22 protein-coding genes are annotated in these 25,688 nt (G+C 64.1%); 9 read left to right on the forward strand and 13 right to left on the reverse strand.

Translation table 11 applies throughout. The annotated features are described in order from the left end of the window. The first annotated feature begins 114 nt into the window (after nucleotides 1-114). Nucleotides 115-1,611 carry a sensor domain-containing diguanylate cyclase gene (locus HU766_RS20655; protein WP_186660211.1) on the forward strand — a complete coding sequence of 499 codons (1,497 nt, stop codon included), beginning with the start codon at nucleotides 115-117 and terminating at the stop codon, nucleotides 1,609-1,611. Here the strand turns inward: HU766_RS20655 and HU766_RS20660 are convergent. Next, on the reverse strand, nucleotides 1,608-2,084 hold the full coding sequence (locus HU766_RS20660; protein WP_186660213.1) for a PA2169 family four-helix-bundle protein: 477 nt from the start codon (nucleotides 2,082-2,084) through the stop codon (nucleotides 1,608-1,610). The genes HU766_RS20655 and HU766_RS20660 overlap by 4 nt on opposite strands. 201 nt (nucleotides 2,085-2,285) lie before the next feature. On the opposite strand from HU766_RS20660, the gene HU766_RS20665 reads away from it, so the two are divergent. Beyond that, complete coding sequence (locus HU766_RS20665; RefSeq protein ID WP_095064025.1) at nucleotides 2,286-2,507, forward strand: DUF3820 family protein; 222 nt, start codon at nucleotides 2,286-2,288, stop codon at nucleotides 2,505-2,507. A 35-nt stretch (nucleotides 2,508-2,542) separates the two neighbouring features. On the opposite strand, the gene HU766_RS20670 is transcribed toward HU766_RS20665, so the two are convergent. Genes HU766_RS20670 through ptsP form a run of 3 tightly spaced genes read right to left on the reverse strand, consistent with a single transcriptional unit; the run spans nucleotide 2,543 to nucleotide 8,078 of the window. Beyond that, nucleotides 2,543-4,282, reverse strand: a complete 1,740-nt coding sequence (locus HU766_RS20670; protein ID WP_186660215.1) for a PTS fructose-like transporter subunit IIB — start codon at nucleotides 4,280-4,282, stop codon at nucleotides 2,543-2,545. Then, nucleotides 4,279-5,226, reverse strand: coding sequence for a 1-phosphofructokinase (pfkB, locus tag HU766_RS20675; RefSeq protein WP_186660217.1), 948 nt, complete (start codon nucleotides 5,224-5,226; stop codon nucleotides 4,279-4,281). The genes HU766_RS20670 and pfkB overlap by 4 nt, the downstream gene beginning before the upstream one ends. After that, nucleotides 5,226-8,078, reverse strand: coding sequence for a phosphoenolpyruvate--protein phosphotransferase (ptsP, locus tag HU766_RS20680; protein ID WP_186660219.1), 2,853 nt, complete (start codon nucleotides 8,076-8,078; stop codon nucleotides 5,226-5,228). The genes pfkB and ptsP overlap by 1 nt, the downstream gene beginning before the upstream one ends. Before the next feature lie 287 nt (nucleotides 8,079-8,365). Here ptsP and cra point away from each other — a divergent pair, with 287 nt between their 5' ends. After that, nucleotides 8,366-9,361, forward strand: coding sequence for a catabolite repressor/activator (gene cra, locus HU766_RS20685; protein WP_186660221.1), 996 nt, complete (start codon nucleotides 8,366-8,368; stop codon nucleotides 9,359-9,361). Nucleotides 9,362-9,363: 2 nt separating this feature from the next. Then, nucleotides 9,364-10,140, forward strand: coding sequence for a TatD family hydrolase (locus HU766_RS20690; protein WP_186660223.1), 777 nt, complete (start codon nucleotides 9,364-9,366; stop codon nucleotides 10,138-10,140). An 18-nt stretch (nucleotides 10,141-10,158) separates the two neighbouring features. On the opposite strand, the gene ampE is transcribed toward HU766_RS20690, so the two are convergent. The 3 genes from ampE to HU766_RS20705 form a co-directional block, all read right to left on the reverse strand. Beyond that, nucleotides 10,159-10,989, reverse strand: coding sequence for a regulatory signaling modulator protein AmpE (gene ampE / locus HU766_RS20695; protein WP_033701262.1), 831 nt, complete (start codon nucleotides 10,987-10,989; stop codon nucleotides 10,159-10,161). Further along, complete coding sequence (gene ampD, locus HU766_RS20700; RefSeq protein ID WP_033701263.1) at nucleotides 10,986-11,552, reverse strand: 1,6-anhydro-N-acetylmuramyl-L-alanine amidase AmpD; 567 nt, start codon at nucleotides 11,550-11,552, stop codon at nucleotides 10,986-10,988. The genes ampE and ampD overlap by 4 nt, the downstream gene beginning before the upstream one ends. Before the next feature lie 86 nt (nucleotides 11,553-11,638). After that, the gene (locus tag HU766_RS20705; RefSeq protein WP_186660225.1) at nucleotides 11,639-13,804 is read right to left on the reverse strand and encodes a DUF1631 domain-containing protein; all 2,166 of its coding nucleotides are present in this window, start codon (nucleotides 13,802-13,804) and stop codon (nucleotides 11,639-11,641) included. A gap of 242 nt (nucleotides 13,805-14,046) precedes the next feature. Here HU766_RS20705 and nadC point away from each other — a divergent pair, with 242 nt between their 5' ends. Continuing rightward, complete coding sequence (gene nadC / locus HU766_RS20710; protein WP_186660227.1) at nucleotides 14,047-14,895, forward strand: carboxylating nicotinate-nucleotide diphosphorylase; 849 nt, start codon at nucleotides 14,047-14,049, stop codon at nucleotides 14,893-14,895. 63 nt (nucleotides 14,896-14,958) lie between these two features. Here nadC and trxB read toward each other — a convergent pair whose 3' ends face one another. Further along, on the reverse strand, nucleotides 14,959-15,921 hold the full coding sequence (gene trxB / locus HU766_RS20715) for a thioredoxin-disulfide reductase (protein ID WP_033701267.1): 963 nt from the start codon (nucleotides 15,919-15,921) through the stop codon (nucleotides 14,959-14,961). 329 nt (nucleotides 15,922-16,250) lie between these two features. On the opposite strand from trxB, the gene cysZ reads away from it, so the two are divergent. Next, on the forward strand, nucleotides 16,251-16,979 hold the full coding sequence (gene cysZ / locus HU766_RS20720) for a sulfate transporter CysZ (RefSeq protein ID WP_186660229.1): 729 nt from the start codon (nucleotides 16,251-16,253) through the stop codon (nucleotides 16,977-16,979). A 174-nt stretch (nucleotides 16,980-17,153) separates the two neighbouring features. Here the strand turns inward: cysZ and HU766_RS20725 are convergent, their stop codons facing one another. Then, nucleotides 17,154-18,470 (reverse strand): PAS domain-containing methyl-accepting chemotaxis protein, encoded by a 1,317-nt coding sequence (locus HU766_RS20725; RefSeq protein ID WP_186660231.1) that lies wholly within the window; start codon nucleotides 18,468-18,470, stop codon nucleotides 17,154-17,156. Between the two features lie 178 nt (nucleotides 18,471-18,648). Here HU766_RS20725 and HU766_RS20730 point away from each other — a divergent pair, with 178 nt between their 5' ends. After that, a complete protein-coding gene (locus HU766_RS20730; protein ID WP_186660234.1) occupies nucleotides 18,649-19,866 on the forward strand; it encodes a glycosyltransferase family 1 protein in 1,218 nt (405 codons plus the stop codon). A gap of 9 nt (nucleotides 19,867-19,875) precedes the next feature. Here the strand turns inward: HU766_RS20730 and HU766_RS20735 are convergent, their stop codons facing one another. Further along, nucleotides 19,876-20,358: a glutathione peroxidase gene (locus tag HU766_RS20735; protein ID WP_186660236.1), complete on the reverse strand. Its 483-nt coding sequence runs from the start codon at nucleotides 20,356-20,358 to the stop codon at nucleotides 19,876-19,878. Nucleotides 20,359-20,503: 145 nt separating this feature from the next. Next, nucleotides 20,504-20,989 carry a peptidylprolyl isomerase gene (locus HU766_RS20740; protein ID WP_016501463.1) on the reverse strand — a complete coding sequence of 162 codons (486 nt, stop codon included), beginning with the start codon at nucleotides 20,987-20,989 and terminating at the stop codon, nucleotides 20,504-20,506. On the opposite strand from HU766_RS20740, the gene HU766_RS20745 reads away from it, so the two are divergent. Continuing rightward, nucleotides 20,988-21,290, forward strand: coding sequence for a DUF3565 domain-containing protein (locus HU766_RS20745; protein ID WP_095064021.1), 303 nt, complete (start codon nucleotides 20,988-20,990; stop codon nucleotides 21,288-21,290). The genes HU766_RS20740 and HU766_RS20745 overlap by 2 nt on opposite strands. A gap of 32 nt (nucleotides 21,291-21,322) precedes the next feature. Next, complete coding sequence (gene pta / locus HU766_RS20750) at nucleotides 21,323-23,410, forward strand: phosphate acetyltransferase (RefSeq protein ID WP_033701274.1); 2,088 nt, start codon at nucleotides 21,323-21,325, stop codon at nucleotides 23,408-23,410. Between the two features lie 42 nt (nucleotides 23,411-23,452). On the opposite strand, the gene HU766_RS20755 is transcribed toward pta, so the two are convergent. Both HU766_RS20755 and HU766_RS20760 read right to left on the reverse strand, forming a co-directional pair. After that, nucleotides 23,453-24,172, reverse strand: coding sequence for an OmpA family protein (locus HU766_RS20755; protein ID WP_047582740.1), 720 nt, complete (start codon nucleotides 24,170-24,172; stop codon nucleotides 23,453-23,455). Between the two features lie 109 nt (nucleotides 24,173-24,281). Further along, entirely contained in the window at nucleotides 24,282-24,926 is a 645-nt protein-coding gene (locus tag HU766_RS20760) for an MBL fold metallo-hydrolase (RefSeq protein ID WP_186660238.1), read from the reverse strand. Between the last annotated feature and the right edge of the window lie 762 nt (nucleotides 24,927-25,688).

A 25,688-nucleotide genomic window follows, 5' to 3' on the forward strand; every position in this document is an offset into this window, starting at 1 on the left:
CCGCCCCCTTCCAGCCAAACAAGCGCGTGATTCCGTCGGACAAATCTTGTCCGACAATCCCCAGTTCCCTAGAATGGCGCCGCCGCGAATGGCCCTGCCTCAGCAGTAGCGAGCATGCTCACCCGATCACCGCGTTTCGCACTCTACAGGTCGCACCCCGAGCTGATCCTCAACCTGGGCAGTTGCCTTGCCGTGCTCGCCATCGTGGCCATCGTCAGTTACCTGCTGGCCCGTGAGCGCGAAAGCGTCGAACTGTCGGCCATCCGCGCCTCCAACAACATCGTCCAACTGATCGAAAGCGACATCCTGCGCAACGCCGAACTTTACGATCAGTCGTTGCAGGGCTTGATCTGGGCGGTCGGGCGCAAGGAACTGCCGGAGATCCCCGGTGCGCTACGCCAACGCCTGTTGTTCAATGAAGCGTTCGTCGACCGCAAGCGCGGTGACGTGCTCTGGCTCGACAAGCAAGGCAACGTGGTGGGCGATTCCACCAGCACCGTACCGCGCAAGGCCAACTTCAGCGACACCGGGGTGTTCCAGGCCCATTTACACAATGCCGACCTCGGCTTGCTGGTTGGCCCGCCGTTCAAGGCCAGGCTGGGCGACCTGGACTGGTGCATCAGTTTCAGCCGGCGCATCTCCGGCCCCGATGGCGAGTTTGCCGGCCTGGTGGCGGGCGCCCTGCGCCTTTCGTACTTCAGCGAACTGTTCAAGCGCCTGGACATCGGCGATGACAGCAGCATCAACTTGTTCAATACCGACGGCCAACTGCTGGCCCGCCAGCCCACGCGCCCGCAAGACCCGCTGATCGGCACCCACTATGCCGAGCGGCCCAACTTCAAGCGCATCCTTGGCGAGCGCAGTGGCAGCTTCACTGCCCACTCCGCCACCCACGGCACCTCACGCATGTACACCTTCGCCCACGTGGCCGACTTGCCACTGATCGTGTTGGTGGTGCACTCGGCCGACGAAGTGTTCCAGTCGTGGCGGCGTACCGCGATTGTGGTCGGCGTAGCCACGGGCGTGCTGTGCATGGGCCTGCTCTGGCTGACCTTGTTGCTAGGCCGCGAACTGCGCCGTCGCCACGAGGCCGAGCAGGGCCTGGCGACACTGGCTGCCACCGATAGCCTGACCGGCCTGGCCAACCGCCGTCGGCTGGATCAGGTGCTGCGCCTGGAGTGGGCGCGCGCACAACGCAACCACAAACCGTTGGCAGTGCTGATGGTGGATGTGGACCATTTCAAAGCGTTCAACCAACGCCACGGCCATGCCGGGGGTGACCATGCACTGCGTGAAGTAGCCAAGTGCATCGAGGCCTGCATCAGGCGGCCGGCGGACTTGGCGGCGCGTTATGGTGGGGAGGAGTTTCAGGTGATCTTGCCCGAGACCGATCTGGCCGGGGCGCGGATGCTGGCCGAACGTATTCGCAGCAGCGTGGCGGCGCTGGCGCCGTTTGCCAATGACACCCGGGCAGTGACGGTGAGCATTGGCATTGGCCTGTACGAAGCAGGCCCCCAGCACGATCTGGCGAGCGTACTGAGGGCTGCGGACGAGGCGCTCTACCGGGCCAAGGCCAATGGCCGCAACCGGGTAGAGGGGCCTACGCTTTAGGAACGGGCGCGGGCGGCGTTACGCAGTGCCTTGACCTGGTCGTGGTTACGCTGCACACCTTGCAGCTGTCTCTCTACCAGGGTGTAAGTCTGATCGCTGGCGGTACGGCCCAGTTTGACCAGTTTCTCACGGGCTTCCTTGTAGGCTTTCAGGGCATGGTCCTCGCCCCGCTCGACCTCGTTCAGCACGGCCTCTTCATCCTTGCCGGTGACCATCGCCTTGAGGTTGACCCAGCCACGGTGCAGGTCACCGCTGATGCTGGTGGATGTCTCAGGGTCGCCACCCAGGCGGCGTACTTCGCTTTGCAGCTCGCCGGCGGCGTTGCCACATTCACCGGCACGCTGGACGAAGAAGGCTTTCAGCTCGGGGTTTTTCACATCTTCGGCCGAGGCCTTGAAGCCTTTTTCGCCATCCTTGCTGTATTCGATCAAGTCGTTGAGCACATCGATCACGTCTTTGTTGGGGTTGCTCATGTTCACGAACTCCTTGGCAGGTGATAGTCATCTGTAATGGAGCAGCGTTCGTGCCAACCCTCGACTTAGAATTAAATCCTTTTAAATCAATTACTTAAAAAACATCCCAGCCATGCTCGAAGCGGCGTTCTGCATGATTGCCGCTTGGGCCTTCGTGCAGATTGCAGTATGGTCGGCGCTTTTCCACAGCCAGGTGCGCCGATGAAACCGGAAACCCTCGAACTGCTGGTCACCCGGACCATGCCCTTTGGCAAGTATCAAGGCCGCATCATTGCCGACTTGCCGGGCGACTACCTGGCCTGGTTCGCGCGCAAGGGCTTCCCGGCCGGGGAACTGGGGGGGTTGTTGGCGCTGATGCATGAAGTCGATCATAACGGGCTGATGGACTTGCTGGAGCCGTTGCGGCGTAAACATCAGCGGTAGGCAGGGGGGCTGCTGCGCAGCCCCAGAACGCTCGATTACCCCTTCACCGGCACCACTGCCAGTTCCACCTGCTCACGCTTCTTGATCACCGCGTACACCACGGCCGTCAGCAGGCTCCCCGCCACGATCGCCAGCAGGTACAGCAACGCATGGTTGATCGCGTTGGGGATCAACAGCACGAACAGGCCCCCGTGCGGTGCCATCAGCTTACAGCCGAAGTACATCGACAACGCACCGGTCAAGGCGCCCCCGGCGACACTGGCCGGAATCACCCGCAGCGGGTCCTTGGCGGCAAACGGGATGGCGCCTTCGGAAATGAAGCACAGCCCCAGGGCCAGCGCGGCCTTGCCCGCCTCGCGTTCGCTCTGGGCAAACTTGTGCCGGGCGATGAAGCTGGCAATCCCCAGGCCGATCGGCGGCACCATGCCGGCAGCCATGGTCGCCGCCATGGGGGCATAGCTCGACGAGGCCAGCAAGCCCACCGAAAAGGCGTAGGCGGCCTTGTTGATCGGCCCGCCCAGGTCCACGCACATCATGCCGCCAAGCACCAGCCCAAGCAGGATGGCGTTGGTGGTGCCCATGCTGTCGAGAAACTGCGTCAGCCCTTCGAGCATCGCCGCCACTGGCTGGCCGACCACATAGATCATCACCAGGCCGGTGAACAGGCTGGCCAACAGCGGAATGATCAGGATCGGCTTGAGCGCCTCCAGGCTGCTTGGCAGCCTCGCCCAACGGGCAATGGCCTTGGCGCTGTAGCCGGCGAGAAACCCTGCAATGATGCCGCCGATGAAGCCAGCCCCCAGGGAGCTGGCCAACAGACCACCGATCATGCCGGGCGCCAGGCCCGGGCGGTCGGCGATCGACCAGGCGATGTAGCCGGCCAACAGCGGCACCATCAGCTTGAACGCCGCCTCGCCGCCAATCTGCATCAAGGCCGCCGGCAAGGTGCCAGGCTCTTTGTAGGCTTCGATACCGAACACGAACGATAATGCGATCAACAGGCCGCCGGCCACCACCATCGGCAGCATGAACGACACCCCGGTAAGCAGGTGCTTGTACACCCCCGTCTTCTCACCCTTCCCGGCGCTGGAGGCCGCAGCGGCATCGGCGGCATGTTCGACCTTGGCTTCGGCCAGGGCCTTGTCCAGGGTGGCGCCAGCCTGCTTGAGGGCGATGCCGGTGCCGCAGCGGTAGATGCGCTTGCCGGCGAAACGCGCCGTGGGCACTTCGATGTCGGCGGCCAGCAGCACCACGTCGGCCTCGGCGATGGCTTGGGCGGACAGTGGGTTACGCGCGCCCACCGACCCTTGAGTCTCCACGGTGAGTTGGTAGCCCTGCTGCTGTGCGGCCTGCTGCAAGGCCTCTGCGGCCATGAAGGTGTGCGCGACGCCGGTCGGGCAGGCAGTCACCGCGACGATCCGCGTGCCAGCGCCACTCACCGCGACCGGGCTGCCGGGCACCTCGGCCAACAGCTGGGCCTTGGCCGCCGCCTCGTCGAGGAAACCCTCGCGGTCGGCCAACGCCTGGGACGGTGTGCTCTGGTACACGCGCTTGCCGACAAAACGGGCCAGGTCCACTGGCCCGGTGCTGACCACCAATACCCAGTCGGCTTCGCTGATCTGTGCCGGCGTCAGCTGCCGCTCGGGGTGCTCGGCGTCCTCCACCTCGACGCTGGTGCTCCAGCCACGACGCTGGGCAGCCGCAGCCAGCAGGCGCGCGCTCAGCACGCTGGACACCTGGCCGTTGGGGCAGGCGGTGACAATGGCAATGTTCATCGGCAACCCTCTTGTTGTTCTGTCACTTGCACGCCCGCTTCCAGGCGTGCCAGTTGCTCGCGGTCACGAATGCCGAAACCGACCTGGGTCACGGCCTGGGCGGCGATGGCGGTGGCTCGGCGCAAGGTCTGCGCGGGCGCCTCGCCAAGCAACAGGCCATGGACCATGCCCGCCACCAGCGAATCCCCCGCGCCCACGGTGCTGGCAACCCGTACCTTGGGCGGCTGGGCATGCACGGCCAGGTCGCGGGCGAACCAGCTGACGCCCTGCTCGCCGGCAGACACCACCACATGCTCGACGCCACTGGCCAGCAGGTGCTCGGCCGCCGCGCGTTGCTGCGCCGGGCTTTGCAGCACCAGGCCAAGCACCTCGCCAAGTTCCTCGGTATTGGGTTTGACCAACCACGGCGCGCATTGCAGGCCGGCACGCAGCGCTTCGCCGCTGCTGTCCAGGGCAATTTTCAGGCCCTGAGCCTTCAGTTGTTCGAGCAACTGACGGAACCACTCAGGGCTGATACCGCGGGGCAGGCTGCCGGCCACCACCACCGCATCATGCCCGGGGGCGACCTGCAGCAGCCGCCGCAGCAACGCAGCGCGGGCGGCTTCGTCGACCTCTGGCCCCTGGCCGTTGATGTCGGTCACGCGGCCATCGGCTTCGACCAGCTTGATGTTGCTGCGCGTCTCGCCCGCTACGCGGACAAAGCAATCGGTAAAACCACGCCAGTCGATCAAGGCTTCGAACGGCTGCAGGTTGCCCTGCCCGAGGAAGCCGCCAACGGTGACGCTGTGGCCCAGATCGGCCAGTACCTGGGCGACGTTCAGCCCTTTGCCGGCGGCATGGCTGTGCTGCGCCTGGCTGCGATTGACGTGCCCTGGGCGCAAGGTATCGAGGCCGATGGTGATATCCAGCGCCGGGTTCAGGGTGAGGGTGAGGATCTTGGCCATCAGTAACGCTCCACCAGCGCGCGAACCGCCGCGGCGCTGTCTTGTTGCAAGGCTTCGCGCGCCAGGGCGCGGGCCGTCTGGTGATCGGCCTGGCGGACCAGGGCCTTGACTTCGGCAATGCTGCGGGCGGCGACGCTCAACTCGTCAACGTCCAGGCCAAGCAGCACGGCGACCGCCTGCGGGTCGGCGGCCAGCTCACCGCACACACCCACCCACTTGCCTTCGGCATGGGCAGCGCGCACGGTCATGTCGATCAGGCTCAACACCGCCGGGTGCAGGCCGTCGGCCTGGGCCGACAGGCTCGGGTGGCCACGGTCGATGGCCAGGGTGTATTGGGTCAGGTCGTTGGTGCCGATGCTGAAGAAGTCCACTTCACGTGCCAGCTGCGGCGCCAGCAGGGCCGCCGAGGGCACCTCGACCATGATGCCCAGTTGCAGGTCGGCCACCGGAATTTCCTCACGCAGGCGCTCGACCATGGCCCGCGCTTCACGCCATTCGTGCACCTGGCCGACCATCGGGAACATGATCCGCAGCGGGCGCTGGTCGGCCGCGCGCAGCAAGGCGCGCAGCTGGTCTTCCATCACCTGTGGGCGCTGCAAGGTCAAACGCACACCGCGCACGCCGAGGAAGGGGTTGTCTTCGGCAGCGATCGGCCAGTAAGGCAGCGGCTTGTCGCCGCCGACATCCAGGGTGCGCACCACCAGCGGCCGCCCACCCAGGCCGTCGAGCACGCGGCGGTACTCGGCTTCCTGGGTGGCCACGTCCGGCGCCTGGGGGTGGGCCATGAAAATCAGCTCGGTGCGCAGCAAGCCGACGCCTTCTGCGCCCTGCTCCACGACCTTGTCGATACCGCTGCTCTCGCCGATGTTGGCAAAGACCTCGACGGCATGGCCATCACGGGTGATAGCCGGTTCATGACGGTTGGCCCAGGCCGCTTGCAGGCGCTGCTCACGCTGGTCGCGCTCGGCCAGGGCGCGTTGCAGCTCGGCGGCGGCTGGCGCGATGTTCACCACACCGCGTTGCCCATCGAGCAACAATGGCGTGCCGCCATCGAGCAGCAGAATCGCTGCACCGGCGCCGACCACCGCTGGGATGCCCAAGGCGCGCGCGACGATGGCACTGTGAGCAGTCGCCCCGCCCTGGGCGGTGACGATGCCGGCGACCCGGCTTGGGTCCAGCCTGGCCACATCGGAAGGCCCGACCTCGGTCATCACCAGTACATAGGGCTGGTCGGGCTCAACCTGCGCCTGTACGCCGCACAACTGGGCCAGCACGCGGCGGCCGATGTCGCGCAGGTCGGCGGCACGCTCGGCGAGCAAGGCGTCGTGCAGCGACTCCTGCTGCCGGGCGGCCGCCTCGGTCACCGCCATCCACGCCGCAGGGGCGCTCTCGCCCTGGGCCAGACGCTGCTCGACATCATCGGCCAACGCCGGGTCGGCGAGCATTTCCTGGTGGGTGACGAAGATCTCGCCGATGGCCTTGTCGCTGCGCTGGACCAGCGTTTGCAACTCGCCGTTTACCGTTGCCAGGGCCTCGCGCAGCTTGACCCGTTCCTGGGCGGGGGACTCACCGCGCAGCGGGTAGTCGATGTCGCGCTCGACGCAGACGTGCGCTGGGCCACTGGCAATGCCGGGGGCCGCGCCGACGCCCTGAATTCGGCTACCTGCGGCGGGTGCCTGCAGCACCTCCTGCGGCGGGACGGCAAGCGCTGCAGCGCTTTGCGGCAGCGGCTCGACGTCCTCGCCCAGGCCCTGCTCGATGGCCGCCAGCAGCACCGGCAGCGCATCAGCGGCAATGCCGGGTTCGGCAATCAGTTCCAGCTCCTGACCACGACGGGCACCGAGGCTGAGCAACTTGCTCAAGCTCTTGACCGACACGGCGGGTTGCGCGCTGTCGGTCAGGCGCACACGGACTTCGCCCTCGAACCCCTTGGCCAGTTGCGCCAGCACCTTGGCCGGGCGGGCATGCAAACCATGCGAGTTGGCCAGCACGATGCGCGCGCTGGGCCAATCTGCCGGCGCCTCGCCGCCCAGCACCTGCAGCACCGCGCGGCTGCTGGTGGCCTGGTAGAGCATCTGCCCGCGCCCTTCGATCAGCACTTCGCACAGGCGCTCGAGCAAGGCCTGATGGGCAGCGCCGAGGCTTGCCAGGCAGAACAAGCCGTTGAGCGGTTGGTCGCGGTAACGCAACGGTTGCTGCGGGGTAATGAATGCCAGGCCAGGCTGGCGCACCTGGCGCTCGCTGTGCAGCCACCACAGGCCCTCGCCCAGTGGCAGCGGCTCGGCCTGTTGCAGCACGGCGGCAAAGCCACTGTCGACGCAACCGGCGCGCTGCAGCAGGCGCGCACCGCGCCAGGCCAGTTCGTCGAAGTCTTCGGCCGGCAGGTTCAGGCCAACCAGTTGCGCATCCAGCGCCAAGGCTTGCGGCGCACCTTGCAACAACTTGAGCAAGGCCTCGGCAGAGCTGGCCCGGCGCAGCGCTTCGGCGAGGTCGGTCTCGCCCAAGGCGCGGGTCAGCAGTTGCAGCAAGCGCAAGTGTTCGTCAGAGCGGGCAGCGATACCGATGGCCAGGTAGACCATCTGGCCGTCGCCCCAGTCCACACCCTCGGGGAACTGCAGCAAGCGCACCCCGGTGGTATGCACCAGGTCGCGGGTCTGCGGGGTGCCGTGGGGGATGGCAATGCCCTGGCCGAGGAAGGTCGAGCCCTGCGCCTCACGGGCCTGCAGGCCTTGCAGGTAACCCTCGGCGACCAGGCCGTCGGCAACCAGTTGGTCCGCCAGCAGGCGCAATGCCTCGGCCTTGTCCGCGGCCTTCTGGCCCATGGCTATCTGCCCTGTGGCGAGCTCGAGCATGACCTTCTCCTTTTACAGTGCCCAAAGTCGGGTACTGAGGTTATTGTTGTGAAATTCACGAAAACGGCCAGTTCAACAGCCTTGCACAGGCGGCAGCCAAGGCAGAATATTTGGCAGCTGAAACGTTTAACCTGACCAGGCGGCCACGTTACTCGATAATCTCCCCAGGAAAAAGCCCCATCCTGTCGGACAATTGCGACAATGGTCGTCTGCGCGCGGTGGCAACTCCGGGTCAAACTACCCGGTCAGGCCTCGCAGCCAGCCCCGGTAATAATAAGGAAAATTCGGTGAAACTCAGCGATATCGCCCGTCTGGCCGGTGTGTCCGTGACCACTGCCAGCTACGTCATCAATGGCAAGGCCGAACAGCAGCGCATCAGCAGCGGCACTGTCGAGCGTGTGCGCGCGGTGGTCGAGGCCCATGGCTTCACGCCCAACCCGCAAGCCGCCGGCCTGCGCAGCCGACACACCCGCACATTGGGCTTCATTCTCCCTGACCTTGAGAACCCCAGCTACGCGCGCATTGCCAAGCAGTTGGAACAAGGCGCCCGCGCCCGGGGCTATCAACTGCTGATTGCCAGCAGCGATGACCAGCCCGACAGCGAGCGCCAGCTGCAGCAACTGTTCCGCGCCCGCCGTTGCGACGCCCTGTTCGTCGCCAGCTGCCTGCCGGTGGAAGACGACAGCTACCGTGAACTGCAGGACAAGGGCATGCCGGTGATCGCCATCGACCGCCGCCTGGACCCAGCGCACTTCTGCTCGGTCATCAGCGATGACCGCGATGCCAGCCGCCAGTTGGCGGCCAGCCTGCTAAACGCTGCCCCGCGCAGCATCGCCCTGATCGGCGCGCGCCCTGAGCTTTCGGTCAGCCAGGCCCGTGCCGGCGGCTTCGACGAAGCGCTGCAAGGCTATGCCGGTGAAGTGCGGCGCTACCAGGGCGAGGCATTCAGCCGCGAATGCGGCCAGCGCCTGATGCAGCAACTGATCGACGAGCAAGGGGGGTTGCCCGATGCCTTGGTCACCACTTCCTACGTGCTGCTGCAAGGGGTGTTCGACACCCTGCAGGCGCGCCCCGCCGACTCGCGCCAGCTGCAGCTGGGCACCTTCGGTGACAATCAACTGCTCGATTTCCTGCCGCTTCCGGTCAATGCCATGGCCCAGCAGCACGGGCTGATTGCTGCCACCGCACTGGAGCTGGCCTTGGCTGCAATCGAGGAAAAACGCTACGAACCCGGCGTACACGCCATCGGTCGAACCTTCAAGCAACGGATCACAGCGGGCTGAGCATGCGCCTGATCGACACCCACACCCACCTCGACTTCCCCGACTTCGATGCCGACCGCCCGCGCCTGCTGGCCAACGCGGCGGCGCGAGGGGTTGAACGCATGGTGGTGCTGGGGGTGTATCAGGCGAACTTCCAGCGGGTATGGGACCTGGCCTGCGCCGAGACGCAGGTGTTTGCAGCCCTTGGGCTGCATCCGGTCTATCTCGACCAGCATCGCCCCGAGCACCTCACGCAACTGCGCGACTGGCTGGACCGCCTGCGCGGCGACCCGCGCCTGTGCGCTGTGGGTGAGTTCGGGCTGGACTACTACCTCGAAGCGCTGGACAAGGGCCGCCAACAGGCGCTGTTCGAGGCCCAGTTGCAACTGGCCTGCGACTTCGCACTGCCCGCCTTGCTGCATGTGCGCCGAAGCCACGCCCTGGTGATCGCCACGCTCAAGCGCTACAAGCCGGCGCGGGCGGGGGTGATCCATGCGTTTGCGGGCAGCTACGAAGAAGCGCGTGAATACATCAAGCTCGGGTTTCGCCTTGGCCTTGGCGGGGCAGCCACCTGGCCCCAGGCGTTGCGGTTGCGCAAGACCCTGGCACGGCTACCGCTGGAGAGCGTCGTGCTGGAGACCGATGCGCCGGACATGGCCCCGGTGATGTACCCGGGTGAGCGCAACAGCCCGGAGCACCTGCCTGAGATCGCGGCGGCGCTGGCGCAGGTGATGGGGGTCGATGTCGAGCAATTGGCCGCCGCCAGCAGCCGCAATGCCTGTGAGCTGTTTGGCTGGTAGCCAGCTACCTGGGTAGGCTCAGACCAGCACCGTCCACAAGGCGAACCCGGCATACCACAGCACCGCGCAGCGCAGCAGCAACTCCCACAAGCTGTCCAACCGGCTCAACCCACGCTGGCTGTCTTCTTCCTCGGGAATATCGTCGGCAATCCGGCCGACCCGGGCCACCAGGTGCCCGGCGCTGATGTGCCAGTTGAGCAGTTCGTGGAGCATGACGCGGGTGACCGCGACGAAATTGCCGACCAGCGCGAAGCTCAAGGCCAGCACCCGCACCGGCAGCCAGTCCATGATGTGCCGCAATTGCTCGGCACGCGCCTTGAGCGCGGGCTGATTGCTATGCTCGCCGCACAGCGCCAGCAGGCGATAGGCCAACGCAGCACCTGGGCCGAGCACGAAATACCAGAAGATCACGGCAAAGAAGCTCTGGTAAGCCTGCCACAGCAAATAGCCTTGCACGCGCACCAGCAGGCTTTGCGGTTCGTCGGCCACCAGGCCCAGATCGCGCTCGGCAACGTGCAGGGCGGCCTGATCATCACCGCGCCGCCAGGCATCGCGAAACGGCCCCAGCGCCGCCTTCGCATCGCCGCGGCCCAGGCTGTAGACCAGCACCAGCAGGTGTACCGGCAATGCCAGCAGGCCATAGGCCACCGGCTCCAGCACATGCAGCAGCAGTACCAGCACCGCTACCGGCGCCAGCACCAGAATGGCCAGCGTCCACCACGGCTGCACCTTGCCGCTGCGCTCCAGGCGCACCATCTCGCCCAGGAAAAAACCATCACGCTGTACTTGATGGCGCAGTGCCGAGAACTTCTCGACCCACAGCGCCAGCAGCAGAACCAGAAAACTCATGGGTAATCCTCGTTATCCTTCACGGTTTGGCGATAGCGGCCCCAGTCGAATGCCGGGCCTGGGTCGGTCTTGCGCACCGGCGCAATGTCGCTGTGGCCCTGGATGCGCGCCAGGCCGATGACCGGCCAGGCGTTGCGGATCTGCCGGGTAAGCTGCGCCAGCGTGGCGTACTGGGCATCGGTGTAAGGCAGGTCGTCAGTGCCTTCGAGCTCGATGCCGATGGAAAAGTCATTGCAGCCTTCACGCCCGTCGAAGCTGGAGACGCCAGCATGCCAGGCGCGGTCGAGCAATGACACGAACTGGGTCACGGCGCCATCGCGCTCGACGAACAGGTGCGCCGACACCGTCAGCTGGCAGATGCTCTGGAAATAGGGGTGCTCATTGGCGTCCAGGCGGTTCTGGAAGAACTCCTGAACCTTGCCGGTGCCGAAACACGCGGGCGGCAGGCTGATGTTGTGGATCACCAGCAGGGAAATCGACTCGCCCTCGGGGCGCGCGTTGAAGTTCGGCGAAGGGCAGTGGGTGATTCCGTGGAACCAGCCGGTGGCACGGTCCAATTGCATGGTGGCAGATCCTGAAAAACGCCGGGTACAGAACAGCAGTATGCCCTGCGGGCGAGGCCGTTTGCATGTGAATCATTGTAAGGGGGTCAATGCACCTGCTGTTGCCGCAGCCCTTCAAGCACCGACGCCAGCGCCCGTTCGAACAGCAAGCCGTCATCGAGCACACGCGCATCCCCCCGCTGCAGCGCCTGGGCCAGGCTGCCAGTGCTCCATTCTCGCACCTTCATGCCCGTGCGATTGGCAAAGACCAACCGATCATTGCTGTCGATACGTGCCACCAGCTTGCAGCGCAGTGGGTCGTCTTCATCGAACACCTCGACCCAGGTGCCGATACGCAGGCGCTGCACTTGGCGCAGTTGCGCGGCGAACCCATCGGCAATGTGCAAGGGCGCACAGGCCGGCTCTTCGGCGAGGGCCAGGACGATGTCCTCGGCTACCCGTACCTCTTGCAACGCCGGGTGGTCATCGGCCAATGGCGGTACGCAAGCCGAGCAGGCACGCAGGTGCAATTGCTCCAGTTGCTGGAAGAAGTCGCGGGTGGCGGACGAGTCCAGCGCCACGCCAGCCAGGCCTTCACGCAAGGCCTTGAGCAGGCCTGGCACCTGTTGCAGCAGTTGCTCGCAGGCCTGGTGCGGGGCAATGCTGACGAGCAGAGTGTCCATGGTGGCCAGGGCATCACGCCACACGGGCGAGCCTTCGCCCTGCTTGAGCCACGCTAGCAGCAGCACCTGGCTCCAGGCCTGCACCAGCATCTGTACCACCACCTGCGGCAACACCCGCCCGCGCAGACGCTGGTTGAGCACTTGCTGCACCCGCAGGCGGGCCTGCAAGGTGCGCGCCCGGCCCTCTTCGGCGTCTCGGGTGCGCTGCTCGAGCAGCTCGTTACGGCGGCGCTCGTCGTGGCTGAAGGCGAGGAATTCGTCGAGCAGTTCGGCGAACAGGCACGCGTCCTCGGTGTAATCGTTGAGCAGGCGCTGAATGATTCGCTCCACCCGCAGATGCAAACTGTCGCGCAGGCCCTCACCGCCGTGCTCCCAGCCGATCGCAGCAGCAGCGATCTCGTTGAGCAGGCGGCGGGCCGGGTGGCTGGCACGGCTGAACAACCCCTTGTCGAGCAGCGCGACCTTGAGCAGCGGGATATGCAAACGCGCAATCAGCGCCCGCAGGCTGGGCGGCAGGTTGTGGTCATTGTGGATATAGCCGAACAGCAGGCCGACCAGGTTGATCATGTCTTCATCGGCGATGGCGATGCGCCGGCGGGTGCCACTGCGCACACTGACGCGCAACAGCAGTTGCTCAAGCTGCTGGCCGAGTTCGAAGTCATCTGCCGCTTGGGTGGCGGGTACATAGTGTTGCAGGTGCGAGAGCAGGCGCAGCAGGTCGCCGGTGCTGATCGGTTGGGCAGCGGCCACAGCCTGCAAACGCGGTGCGATCTGCCCACGCGACGGGGCCAGCAGTGCCTGCAGCGAAGCAAAAAACGCTTGCCCCGCACTGTCCGCGCCCTCCTGCCCCTGTGCCTCCAGGTTTGCCGGCCGGCGCCCGGCACTCATGCGCCGGTCCTCGGCACGCCGACGCGGTGCGGGTTGCAACTCGGGCAGCACGCCGGCGGCGGCCAGCAACTGGTTGGCCTCCGCGTAAAGCACATCCACATCACGCAGCACGTAGCGCTCGAAGAGCTTGAGCAACACCAGCTTCACCCGCAGACCGACCCCCAGGTTGCGGCCCGCATCGAGAAAATAACCGCACAGGGCAGCAGGCCCGACCGGGTTCTGCTGCTCCGCTACAGGGCGATCGAGCAAGGCCTGCAAGCGCAGGCCCAGTTGCTGGAGGGCAATGCCGTCACGCGAGAGCACGCGCGCGACCATCCCTTCAAGCGCCGATGCGCGCTCCAGTTGCGCCTTGCTCGCTGCGCTTTGCGTTTCACCCAGGCACCCCAAGGGGTCAACCTTGCCGATGCTGGCGAAGGTGTCGTAGAAGGTATCGAGAAAGCCCCGCTCGATGCTTTTGCGCTTCAGGCGCACGTCGCGCATCGCTTCGAAATACAGGTTCTGGTCGCAGCGCTCGAAGGCCTTGTCGGCCATCTCGAACAGGGTGTCGTCGGCGTTGTCGAACAAGGCTTGCAGGCCTTGGCGCAATTGCAGTGCAGCCTTGTCGCGCACTTGCAGGAGCAGTACCGGAAGGCAAGGCAGAGGCGTGCGCGCCCCTCTGTCGATGGCTGCCGCCAGCGGCACCACCTTGCCTTCTTTATGCATCCCGAACTCCTTGCAGGCTCGCTTGCCCGAGCGGGCAATAATTCGTCAAAGCTATGACGCCAAATACTGGGCACCATTATCAGCAAAAAATCTGATAGCTGCCAGCGCCGTTTCGCGTGCAGGGAAATGACCCTGCTTTGCCGCACATGCTCACACCGACCGACCAAAGGTCACCCGCCAGGGCGCTGTACACACCGGCCCCCTGCCCTATAATCGCCGGCATCTAGCTTGTGGAGCCGACCATGCCGAACCTACGCCTCGCCGACCTGACCGCCGAAATCGAAGCCAACGTGCGCCGCGCGCTGCTGGAGGACATCGGCAGTGGCGATATCACCGCGCAGCTGATCCCTGCCGAGCGCCTGGCCAAGGCGACCATCATTACCCGCGAGGACTGCGTGATCGCCGGCACCGCCTGGGTCGACGCCGTGTTTCGCCAGCTCGACCCGCGGGTAGCCGTGCACTGGCAAGTCGCCGACGGCGACCGCGCGCTGGCCAACCAGCCGCTGTTCCACCTGGAAGGCCCGGCACGCTCGCTGCTCAGCGGTGAGCGCAGTGCGCTCAACTTTTTGCAGATGCTGTCTGGCGTCGCCACGCGCGCGCGCTTTCTGGCCGACCTGGTCGACGGCACCCAGGTGCGCCTGCTCGACACCCGCAAGACCCTGCCCGGCCTGCGCCTGGCGCAAAAGTACGCAGTCACCTGTGGCGGTTGCGACAACCACCGCATCGGCCTTTACGATGCCTTCCTGATCAAGGAAAACCACATCGCCGCCAGCGGTGGCGTGCCTGAAGCGGTCGCAGCAGCGCACCGCATCGCCCCTGGCAAACCCGTGGAAATCGAGGTCGAAAGCCTGGACGAACTGCGCCAGGCCCTGAGTGCGGGCGCGGATATCATCATGCTCGACGAGCTGACCCTGGATGAAATGCGCGAAGCGGTGCGCATCACCGCAGGCAAGGCCAAACTTGAGGCCAGCGGCGGCGTCAACGAGAGCACCTTGCGGGTGATTGCCGAAACCGGCGTCGATTACATCTCCATTGGTGCCATGACCAAGGATGTGAAGGCGGTGGACTTGTCGATGCGCTTGAGCCTCTGAAGGCGCAGAAAATTGCAGGCATGAAAAAACCGGCCAGATGGCCGGTTTTTTTTTAACGTTGGATCAGAACGAGGCGTTGGCCAAGCCGTCCAGGTAACGCTCGACGTCCAGTGCCGCCATGCAGCCTGCACCGGCCGAGGTGATGGCCTGACGGTAGACGTGGTCGGCCACGTCGCCCGCTGCGAACACACCTTCGACGTTGGTGGCAGTGGCGTTGCCTTCACGGCCGCCATTGACCACCAGGTAGCCGTCCTTGAGGGTCAGCTGGCCTTCGAACAGCGACGTGTTCGGCGTGTGGCCGATGGCGATGAACACGCCGTCGACCTTGATTTCGTCGCTGCTGCCATCGTTGTTCTTCAGGCGCGCACCGGTCACGCCCATGTTGTCACCCAGTACTTCGTCCAGGGTGGCGTTGAGCTTGAGCTCGATCTTGCCTTCGGCCACGCGGGCGTTGAGCTTGTCGACCAGAATCTTCTCGGCACGGAAGGTTTCGCGACGGTGAACCAAGGTCACCTTGCTGGCGATGTTGGCCAGGTACAGCGCCTCTTCAACCGCGGTGTTGCCACCGCCGACAACGGCTACCGGCTTGTTGCGGTAGAAGAAGCCGTCACAGGTAGCGCAGGCCGAAACACCCTTGCCCATAAAGGTTTCTTCCGACGGCAGGCCCAGGTAGCGAGCGCTGGCGCCAGTGGCAACGATCAGCGCGTCGCAGGTATAGGTGCCACTGTCACCTTGCAGGGTGAATGGCTTGTTGGCCAGGTCGACAGCGTTGATGTGGTCGAAGACGATCTCGGTCTCGAAGCGCTCGGCGTGCTCTTGCATGCGCTGCATCAGGGCTGGGCCAGTCAGGCCATGGGGGTCGCCCGGCCAGTTGTCGACTTCGGTGGTGGTCGTCAGCTGGCCACCGGCCTGCATGCCGGTGATCAGCAGCGGCTTGAGGTTGGCACGGGCGGCATAGACTGCGGCGCTGTAACCGGCAGGGCCGGAACCGAGGATGATGACGCGCGAATGACGTACTTCAGACATGTCGAACTCCTGTCGAGCCGGCCGCACGGGGCCAGCATCGGTGTGCCGGCGGTGCCAGCTGGAATTTAAAAAGGACCCACGCAACCTTGGGGAAGGCTACAACGCGTCGGTCCAGAACCTAAAAGTTGAGCGCACTGTAGCGAGGTCGCAAAGATTAAGGAAATATCCTTCGACAATCCACCTCATAGGCATCGTCTATTCAGCAATTTCATTCACGAAAAACGCCCTGATGCTTTTGTTACAGCCGGTTTCGCCGACATCGCCCGCCTTTCGTCGGCGCAACAAACTCGGTAAGGTCAGCGCGTTTTCCTTATGTTCGGAGTGTCTCGATGCAAGCCCCTGTCCTCTCTGGCCCCCAGTATCTGCGCGAAGGCCTGAAACTGGTGCTGAGCCCGAACCTGCGGTTGTTCGTGCTGCTGCCCCTGGCCGTCAACCTGCTGCTGTTCGGCGGCCTGATCTACTTTGCCGGCCACCAGTTCAGTGTGTGGGTCGACGCGCTGATGCCGACCCTGCCAAGCTGGTTGAACTTCCTCACGTACATTCTCTGGCCACTGTTCGTCGCCCTGGTGGTGCTGATGGTGTTCTTCACCTTCACCCTGGTGGCCAACGTCATTGCCGCGCCGTTCAATGGTTTTCTGGCCGAAAAGGTCGAAGTGGTGGTGCGCGGCGAAGACAATTTCCCCGCGTTCAGCTGGGCTGAGCTGGTGGCCATGGTGCCGCGCACCTTTGGCCGCGAGATGCGCAAGCTGGGCTACTTCCTGCCCCGGGCCATCGGCCTGTTCATCCTGTCGCTGATCCCGGTGGTCAACGTGATCGCGGCGCCGCTGTGGCTGATTTTTGGGGTATGGATGATGGCTATCCAATACATCGACTACCCGGCGGACAACAACAAGATGAGCTGGCAGGACATGCTCGCCTGGCTGCGCAGCAAGCGCTGGCAGTCGCTGGGCTTTGGCGGCATCACCTACCTGGCGCTGATGGTGCCGGTGGTGAACGTGCTGATGATGCCAGCGGCGGTGGCCGGTGCTACGTTGTTCTGGGTACGCGAGCGTAACTGAGCCTGGCACGCGCTGGTGTAGGAGCGGCCTTGCGTCGCGAAAGGGTCGCGTAGCGGCCCCAGGTTCTGTGGCGCAGCAAAAATCGCCGGGGCCGCTTTGCGACCCTTTCGCGACGCAAGGCCGCTCCTACAACAACAACAACAACAACAACAACAACAACAACAACAACAACAATCACTGAGCCAGTCGGCTGGAAAACTGCCCCACCACGTCCACCACCCGCTTCGCCCCGTCCTGAATCTCGACGATCACGTTGCCGGTCTCATCGGCAAGCGCCAGCCCCTGCTCGGCCTGGCGCTTGCTGGTGTCGATGATCGCCACCGCAGCCTGGGCCAATTGCTCGTTCTGCTGCACGACCCGGGCAATCTCTTCGGTGGCAGTGCTGGTACGCGAGGCCAGCTGGCGTACTTCGTCGGCGACCACGGCAAACCCCCGCCCCTGCTCCCCCGCACGGGCTGCCTCGATGGCGGCGTTGAGCGCCAGCAGGTTGGTCTGCCCGGCAATGTCGCTGATGGTCTTGATGATTGAGCCGATCACCCGCGACTGAGTGTCCAGCGCCTGGATACCCTCGGCCGCTTCCTGCATCGACGCCTCCAGCCCACGCATGACGCTTACGGTTTGCGTGACCACCTCGGTGGCCTTGCGCGCGCTGGTGTCCGTGCCCAACGAGGTGTTGAAGGCGATGTCCGCCGCCTCGGCAACTGCCTGCTCCTGGTTGACCTGGTCGGTGATCACGGTGGCAAATTTGACCACCTTGTACAGCACGTCATGGGCATCAAAGATCGGGTTGTAGGACGCCTCCAGCCACACTACCCGGCCATGGGCATCGATGCGCTTGAAGCGCTCAGCGATGTATTCGCCCCGGCGCAGCTTGTCCCAGAACGCCTGATAGCCTGCCGAATTGGCTTCTGCAGGCTCACAGAAGATGCGGTGATGCTTGCCGCAGATCTGCTCGAGACGGTAGCCGACCGCGCTCAGAAAGCGTTCGTTGGCAGTCAGGATGGTGCCATCGAGGCCAAATTCGATCACGGCGGTCGAGCGCATCAATGCCTTGATCAGGCTTTCGTGCTCGCGTGAGGTTTCGATGGTGCGGGTAAGGTCGCTCGAGTGCAGGGTGAAATACTTGAGGCGCCCTTCGCTGTTCTTGACCGGCTGCAGGATGGAGCGCAGCCAGGCTTCCTGGCCATTGCCACGCAGCAGGCGGAACGCCCCGTTGAGGTGCTCGCCACGGCTGATGGCACTTTTCATGCGCTGATAGAAATCCAGCGTCTTCACATGGGGCGGGACAATGTCTTCGAGTTTGCGTCCAAGCAGTTGGTCGGCACGGTAGAGCATCTCGCTCTCGAAGTTGCCGTTGACCATCTCGATCCGTCCTTGGGGGTCGAGCTGGAGCACCAGCATCTCGCTGTCGAGGCTGCTCTTGACCTGTTCGACCGACAGCAGGTCTTCACGCAGTTGCTGGATTTCTTGCTTGAGCTTGTTGTTGAACATTCCCGCTCTCCTGGAGCGCAGCACGTAATCGAATGCATCTTCATCGGCTGGTGGTGGCAGGTTCTTGAGCACCCTGCAGACAAATATTCACACCGTTGAAACAACCGGCGATCAGGCGTCACCTGCACGTCACAAGGCCGTCACATGCGCGCAATGCTGCAGGAGGACACTTTTTGTCATGAATACACCCGCCCTGCGTATCACCCTCGTCAGCGAAACCTTCCCACCGGAGATCAACGGTGTCGCCAATACCCTTGGCCGCCTCAGCGAAGGGTTGCGCCAACGCGGGCATGACATCGAGATCGTGCGCCCACGCCAAGCCGGCGAAGCGCCTGTGCACAACGACCCGCAACTGATGCTGTGCCGCGGCTGGGGCTTGCCCGGCTACCCCGGCCTGCAATGGGGCGAAGTGTCCATGCACAAGCTGCTGCGGCGCTGGCGCAGACAACGCCCGGATGTGCTGTACATCGCTACCGAAGGGCCATTGGGGCTGAGTGCGCTGCGCGCGGCACGGCGCCTGGGGGTGCCGGTGGTCAGCGGTTTCCATACCAACTTCCCGCAGTACTCCGGCCAATATGGCTTGGGTTTGCTGGCACGCCTGCTCACCCACTACCTGCGCTGGTTCCATCGCCGTACGGCCATCACCCTGGTGCCCAGCGTCAGCCAGCGTCTGGAGCTTGAACGCCGTGGCTTCGAGCGCCTGGAACTGCTGGCCCGCGGCGTCGATGCCTGCCTGTTCAACCCGGCCCGGCGCAGCCAGGTGCTGCGTGAAAGCTGGGGGCTTGGCCCGGACGATATCGCCGTGCTGCATGTCGGGCGCTTGGCGGCAGAAAAGAACCTGGGGCTGCTGCGCCCGTGCCTGGACGCGCTGAAGCAGACTTATCCACAGAAGCGCCTGCGCCTGATCGTGGTCGGCGACGGCCCACAGCGCGCCGCCCTTGAACAACAAGTGGCTGATGCCGTGTTCTGTGGCGCCCAGCGCGGTGAGGCACTGGCCGAGCACTATGCCAGCGGTGACCTGTTCCTGTTCCCAAGCCTGACCGAAACCTTTGGCAACGTGGTACTCGAAGGCATGGCTTCGGGGCTGGCGGTGGTGGCCTACGATGAGGCGGCGGCCGCGCAACATCTTCGTCATGGGCACAGCGGCGCGCTGGCCATGCCCGGGGACCAGGCGGCCTTTATCGATGCCGCCTGCTGGTTGCTGGAAGAGGAAGAAACCCTGCGCCGAGTACGCCTGAATGCCCGTCAACATGCCAGCCGCCAAGGCTGGCCGGCGATTGTCGAGCAGTTCGAGGCCTATCTGTATGGTGCCTGCAAACAACGCGCAGGCGCGGCGCAACAGGCCCCGGGCACTGCGCTGGCGATCAAGCCAGGTTCGACAGCCCCGCGCGGCTGAGGAAAAACCTTAGCCCAGGGCCTTCTCGATGGCCTGAACCACGGCAGGGTCATCCGGCGCAGTGCGCGGCGAGAAGCGCGCCAGCACGCGGCCGTCCTTGCCTACCAGAAACTTTTCGAAGTTCCAGCTGATGTCACCGGGGAATTCAGCCCCCTCCCCTGCCAGCAGGCGATACAGCGAGTGGCGTTGTGGCCCATTGACCTCCAGCTTGGCGCCCAAGGGGAAGCTGACACCGTAGTTGAGGCTGCAGAATTCCTGGATTTCCTTCTCGCTGCCAGGCTCCTGGCCGGCAAACTGGTTGCAGGGCAGCCCCAGCACGCTGAAACCCTTGCCCTTGAACTGCTGTTGCAGCTTTTCCAGCGAAGCGTATTGCGGCGTCAGGCCACACTTGGAGGCAACGTTGACCACCAGCACCACTTGGCCCTTGAACGGTGCGAGGGGCAGATCCCCGCCGTTCAGTGCCTCCAACTTCAGGTCGTGAAATGCACTCATGATGTAATCCCCTCTCAGGTTCCCGATGGCCGCGTGGGCGAAATCCGCCCAATAAAAAAGCGCTCGTCCAAGCCGTCCACCTCCCGTTGGGAAGGCAAATGGCTTGCCCGAGCGCCTGGCGACTCTCTGAGCTTAGCGCAGAAAATCAGTGGTGATGGCCACCTTCACCGTGGATGTGACGGTGAGCGATTTCTTCTTCGCTGGCGTCACGCACGTCGACAACCTTGACCTGGAAGGTCAGGCGCTGGCCGGCCAGCGGGTGGTTGCCGTCAACGGTAACGTCGTCGCCGTCGAGGTCGCGAATGGTGACGATCTGCATCTGGCCATCCGGCGCCGAGGCGTGGAACTGCATGCCGACTTCCAGCTCGTCGACGCCTTCGAACAGGCTGCGGTTCAGGGTGCTGACCAGCTCGGCCAGGTATTCACCGTACGCGTCTTCCGGCTCGATGGAGACATTCAGCTCGTCACCGGCCTGTTTGCCTTCCAGGGCTTTTTCCAGGCCCGGGATGATGTTGCCGGCACCGTGCAGGTAAACCAGCGGCGCGCCACCGGCGGAGCTGTCGATGGTCTCCCCGGCGTCGTTGGTCAGGGTATAGTCGATGGAGACAGCCTTGTTGGCGGCGATCAGCATGGGGCAAGACCTTTTGCAAAAGTATGTAGAGCGGACAAGTGTAACCAAGCCATCGCCCGATTGCGAACGCGCCTCGGCCGAGGAACAGCCCATCAGTCGGATCACTGGCTTCCATCAGGACGAAGAAGGCCACTGGGTGGTCGAGCTGTCGTGCGGCCACACCCAGCACCTTCGCCACCAACCGCCCTGGCAAGCACGCCCGTGGGTGCTCGATGCCGCTCAGCGCCAGCAGCGCATCGGCCAGGCTTTCGCCTGTGGCTGGTGTGCACAGGCGGCCGATAGCGCTACCCTTGGCCGTTGATTCCTTGCACCGCTTTATTTCGAGAAGCACGCATGCAAACATTTTTCATTGCGCCGACCGACTTTGGTGTCGGCCTGACTTCAATCAGCCTGGGCCTGGTTCGCACCCTTGAACGCGCAGGCCTGAAGGTCGGTTTTTTCAAGCCCATCGCCCAGCCGCACCCCGGCGATACCGGCCCCGAGCGCTCCACCGAACTGATCGCACGGACCCACGGCATCAAGCCGCCCAAGCCGTTGAGCCTGGCGCACGTCGAGCGCATGCTCGGCGATGGCCAACTTGACGAACTGCTCGAAGAAATCATCCGCCTGTACCAGCAAGCCTGCGTGGGCAATGACGTGGTAGTGGTCGAGGGCATGGTGCCGACCCGCCACGCCAGCTACGCGGCGCGGGTCAACCTGCACCTGGCCAAGAGCCTGGATGCCGAGGTGATTCTGGTGTCGGCGCCGGAAAACGAGGTCCTCAGCGAGTTGTCCGGCCGGGTCGAGCTGCAGGCCCAGCTGTTCGGCGGCCCACGCGACCCGAAAGTGCTCGGGGTGGTCCTCAACAAGGTGCGCACCGAAGAAAGCATGGCGGACTTCGCCACGCGCCTGCGCGAGCACTCGCCGTTGCTGCGCGGCAACGACTTCCGCCTGCTGGGCTGCATCCCTTACCAGCCCGAGCTGAACGCCCCGCGCACCCGCGATGTGGCCGACCTGCTTGGCGCCCAGGTGCTCAACGCCGGGGACTACGAGCAGCGGCGCATGAGCAAGATCATCATCTGCGCACGCACCGTGGCCAACACCGTGCCATTGCTCACACCTGGCACCCTGGTGGTGACCCCGGGTGACCGTGACGACATCATTCTGGCCGTGAGCCTGGCGGCGATCAATGGCGTGCCCCTGGCCGGCCTGCTGCTGACCAGCGACAGCAAGCCCGATGCGCGCATCCTTGGCTTGTGCCGCGGCGCCCTGCAAGCCGGCCTGCCGATTCTGTCGGTGAGTACCGGTTCGTACGACACGGCCAATCAGCTCAACTCACTGAACCGCGAGATCCCCGTGGATGACCGCGAGCGTGCCGAGTTCATCACCGATTTCGTCGCCAGCCACCTCGACGCGGCCTGGCTGCATCAGCGCTGTGGCACACCACGTGAGCTGCGTCTGTCGCCTGCGGTGTTCCGCTATCAGTTGATTCAACGCGCACAACAGGCCAACAAGCGCATCGTCCTGCCCGAGGGCGCCGAGCCGCTGTTGGTGCAGGCGGCGGCGATCTGCCAGGCCCGTGGCATCGCGCGTTGCGTACTGCTGGCCAAGCCCGAGGCCGTCGAAGCCGTTGCCCGCGCCCAGGGCATTACCCTGCCGCCAGACCTGGAAATACTCGACCCGGAGCTGATTCGCGGGCGCTATGTCGAACCGATGGTCGAGCTGCGCAAAAGCAAGAACCTCAATGCGCCCATGGCCGAGCAGCAGCTGGAAGACCCGGTGGTGATCGCCACCATGATGCTGGCCCTGGATGAGGTCGACGGCCTGGTCTCGGGCCTGGTGCACTCCACCGCCAACACCATCCGCCCGGCCCTGCAGCTGATCAAGACGGCGCCAGGTGCCAGCCTGGTGTCTTCGGTGTTCTTCATGCTGTTCCCCGAGCAGGTGCTGGTGTACGGCGACTGCGTGATGAACCCGCACCCCAGTGCCGCAGAACTTGCAGAAATTGCCCGGCAGAGCGCCGAATCGGCACAGGCCTTCGGCATCGCGCCGCGTGTGGCGATGATCAGTTATTCAAGTGATTCGGCGAGCGATGAAGAAGTCGAGAAGGTGCGTGAAGCAACACGCCTGGCACAAAGCGCGGAGCATGATCTGCTGATCGATGGGCCGTTGCAGTATGACGCTGCGGCCAACCCGGCCATCGCCCGGGAACTGGCACCGAACAGCCCGGTTGCCGGGCGAGCCACGGTGTTCGTCTTCCCCGACCTCAATACCGGCAACACCACGCACAAAGCGGTGCAGCGCAGTGCCGATGGGGTCAGCCTGGGGCCGATGCTGCAGGGGTTGCGCAAGCCGGTGAACGATTTGCCGCGCGGGGCTCAGGTGGACGATATCGTGCATACCATCGCCCTGACGGCGATTCAGGCCAGCGTCGTGCGCTGAAGCCTTGGGGCTGCTTGGCAGCCCCAAGGCGACCCTCATGACTTACGGATACTGCTGAACCTGCCCTTGCTGGTCATACTGCTGACCTGGGATCGGCTTCAGGTTGACCTCCACGCGACGGTTCTGTGCCCGGCCGTTGGCGTCGGCGTTGCTGGCGATCGGCTGGTCCGGGCCCATGCCACGTACCGAAATGCGCGAAGCATCCACACCCTGCGACGTCAGGTAGGTGCTGACCGCCTGCGCGCGGCGCTGGGACAGGTCCATGTTGTGCTGACGGCTGCCGGTGCTGTCGGTGAAGCCGACCACTTCGATGGTGTTCTGGTTGAACTGCTTGAACGAGCCAGCCAAGTTGTTCAGCGGCGAGTAGAAGCTTGGCGCGATGTTGGCCGAGTCGGTGGCGAAGGTGATGTTGCCTGGCATGATCAGCTTGATCTGGTCGCCCTGGCGCTGCACCTCGACGCCGGTATTGGCCATTTGTGCGCGCAGTGCGGCTTCCTGCTTGTCGGCGTAGTAGCCGTAACCGGCTGCTGCGGCACCCACTGCGGCGGCGCCGATCAGCGCACCTTTACCCCGGTTGTTGTGGTCGATGGCGGCACCGGCGACAGCGCCGGCCAACGCACCCAAGCCGCCGTACTTGGCGGTCTTGCTCATCCCCGTGGAGCCCTGCGCCTGACCCTGGTTGTCGTACGGGTTCTGGCTTGCGCAGCCAGTCATCAGGGCTGCAGCGGTTGCGACGATAATCAGACGACGCATGGTGAACATGGACAAGCTCCTACTGAAATTCATAAATGCGGCAGACCGCGAATGGATCTATGCCAGCCTTGGATTGCCAAGCGGCAAGAAAATTCCATGAACACGTTTTCACGCAGGTTCATGCCCGCACGAACGGGTTCTCGCGCATCTCGTCACCCAGGCGGGTGTCTGGCCCGTGGCCTGTGACCACGATGGCCGTTTCATCCAGCCGGTACAACCGCTCCTTGATCGAACGAACGATAGCCCGCTGATCACCGCCCCACAAATCGGTGCGGCCAATACCGCGACGGAACAGGGTATCGCCGGCAATCAACAGCTTGGCATCGGCGAACCAGAAGCTCATCGAGCCGGGCGTGTGCCCCGGGGTATGCAAGGCCACGCCACAACCACAGGCCAGTTCCTCGTCATCGCTCAGCCAGCGGTCTGGGGCAGGCACCGGGGTGTAAGGTACGCCGAACACCTGGCACTGCATCTCCAGGTTGTCCCACAGCGACTGGTCGTCTTTGTGCAGGTGCAATGTCGCGCCAGTCAGTTCCTTCAACTTGCCCGAGGCGAGGAAGTGATCGAAATGCGCGTGGGTGTGGATGATGCTTACCAAGGTCAGGCCATGGGCTTGCAGGCGGGCGAGGATCTTCTCCGGGTCACCGCCTGGGTCGACGACGATGGCCTTTTTGCTCAGCGGGTCGCCGATCAGGGTGCAATTGCACTGCAGGGGGCCTACGGGGAAGGTTTCGCGGATGAGGGTGGGGGGAGCGTGGTTCATTCAACGTCTCGGTAGTAAAACAGGGGGATCTACGCAGTTCCTGGAATGAGAAAACCACCGAAGCATCATCAATCCGCTGAAAATCGGAATGCGAAAACTCACCTTCGGAAAACGAAAAACCGGCACTTTGGCCGGTTTTTACACAGAAGACCTGAGACAGTCAGGTACAGGAGCTGGTGCGGCTTGGTGATGGCATTTTGATCTTCAGGATGAAGCGCCTGCGAGAGGGCCAACCGGCTCAAGCTCTGCCCCCTTCCCTTTAGCGACTTGTAGGAAACGCATTTGGTTTTCGGAAATTCGACCTGCGAGGCGTCTAGCCTCAGCCTCAAATTTCGCCACCAATAGCTTTTCCTGCCTCTTTGCGGATCGCATGATTACCTCCAAAGCCTGATCGGGCATAGCACGGATACTATTAGGGATCTATCTGGATCACAAGCCGACCATCAGACGTGTTTGTGAATCCAAGCGCTTCATATAGTGGCCTTGCCCCAGCGAGAGGGTCTTGCACCTCGATCTCCCGACAACCCAACATTCGGGCGTAATAATCAACGGCCAACAGTGCCAGAGAGGCGACCTGCCCCTTCAGCGGATGAGACCTACAAGGGTTGCTCTCCAACAATATGACCTTTATGCACAGGCGGCTTCTTCGGGGGCTTGCATAACAGAGACCGCAGAGCTCAGTACCGTACCAGATAGAAAGATCGAAACCCTTCGTGTCTTTATCTTTCCAGGCAGAAACCTCCTCCCAAGGGAACAGGGCGA

The organism is Pseudomonas sp. SWRI77, from assembly GCF_014269105.1.
Lineage (GTDB): Bacteria > Pseudomonadota > Gammaproteobacteria > Pseudomonadales > Pseudomonadaceae > Aquipseudomonas > Aquipseudomonas capeferrum.

Coding starts and splice junctions, on each gene's coding strand:
- HU766_RS20655 (WP_186660211.1), top strand. CDS start 115: ATGCTCACCCGATCACCGCGTTTCGCACTCTACAGGTCGCACCCCGAG.
- HU766_RS20660 (WP_186660213.1), bottom strand. CDS start 2,084: ATGAGCAACCCCAACAAAGACGTGATCGATGTGCTCAACGACTTGATC.
- HU766_RS20665 (WP_095064025.1), top strand. CDS start 2,286: ATGAAACCGGAAACCCTCGAACTGCTGGTCACCCGGACCATGCCCTTT.
- HU766_RS20670 (WP_186660215.1), bottom strand. CDS start 4,282: ATGAACATTGCCATTGTCACCGCCTGCCCCAACGGCCAGGTGTCCAGC.
- pfkB (WP_186660217.1), bottom strand. CDS start 5,226: ATGGCCAAGATCCTCACCCTCACCCTGAACCCGGCGCTGGATATCACC.
- ptsP (WP_186660219.1), bottom strand. CDS start 8,078: ATGCTCGAGCTCGCCACAGGGCAGATAGCCATGGGCCAGAAGGCCGCG.
- HU766_RS20690 (WP_186660223.1), top strand. CDS start 9,364: ATGCGCCTGATCGACACCCACACCCACCTCGACTTCCCCGACTTCGAT.
- ampE (WP_033701262.1), bottom strand. CDS start 10,989: ATGAGTTTTCTGGTTCTGCTGCTGGCGCTGTGGGTCGAGAAGTTCTCG.
- ampD (WP_033701263.1), bottom strand. CDS start 11,552: ATGCAATTGGACCGTGCCACCGGCTGGTTCCACGGAATCACCCACTGC.
- HU766_RS20705 (WP_186660225.1), bottom strand. CDS start 13,804: ATGCATAAAGAAGGCAAGGTGGTGCCGCTGGCGGCAGCCATCGACAGA.
- nadC (WP_186660227.1), top strand. CDS start 14,047: ATGCCGAACCTACGCCTCGCCGACCTGACCGCCGAAATCGAAGCCAAC.
- trxB (WP_033701267.1), bottom strand. CDS start 15,921: ATGTCTGAAGTACGTCATTCGCGCGTCATCATCCTCGGTTCCGGCCCT.
- cysZ (WP_186660229.1), top strand. CDS start 16,251: ATGCAAGCCCCTGTCCTCTCTGGCCCCCAGTATCTGCGCGAAGGCCTG.
- HU766_RS20725 (WP_186660231.1), bottom strand. CDS start 18,470: ATGTTCAACAACAAGCTCAAGCAAGAAATCCAGCAACTGCGTGAAGAC.
- HU766_RS20730 (WP_186660234.1), top strand. CDS start 18,649: ATGAATACACCCGCCCTGCGTATCACCCTCGTCAGCGAAACCTTCCCA.
- HU766_RS20735 (WP_186660236.1), bottom strand. CDS start 20,358: ATGAGTGCATTTCACGACCTGAAGTTGGAGGCACTGAACGGCGGGGAT.
- HU766_RS20745 (WP_095064021.1), top strand. CDS start 20,988: ATGGGGCAAGACCTTTTGCAAAAGTATGTAGAGCGGACAAGTGTAACC.
- HU766_RS20740 (WP_016501463.1), bottom strand. CDS start 20,989: ATGCTGATCGCCGCCAACAAGGCTGTCTCCATCGACTATACCCTGACC.
- pta (WP_033701274.1), top strand. CDS start 21,323: ATGCAAACATTTTTCATTGCGCCGACCGACTTTGGTGTCGGCCTGACT.
- HU766_RS20755 (WP_047582740.1), bottom strand. CDS start 24,172: ATGTTCACCATGCGTCGTCTGATTATCGTCGCAACCGCTGCAGCCCTG.
- HU766_RS20760 (WP_186660238.1), bottom strand. CDS start 24,926: ATGAACCACGCTCCCCCCACCCTCATCCGCGAAACCTTCCCCGTAGGC.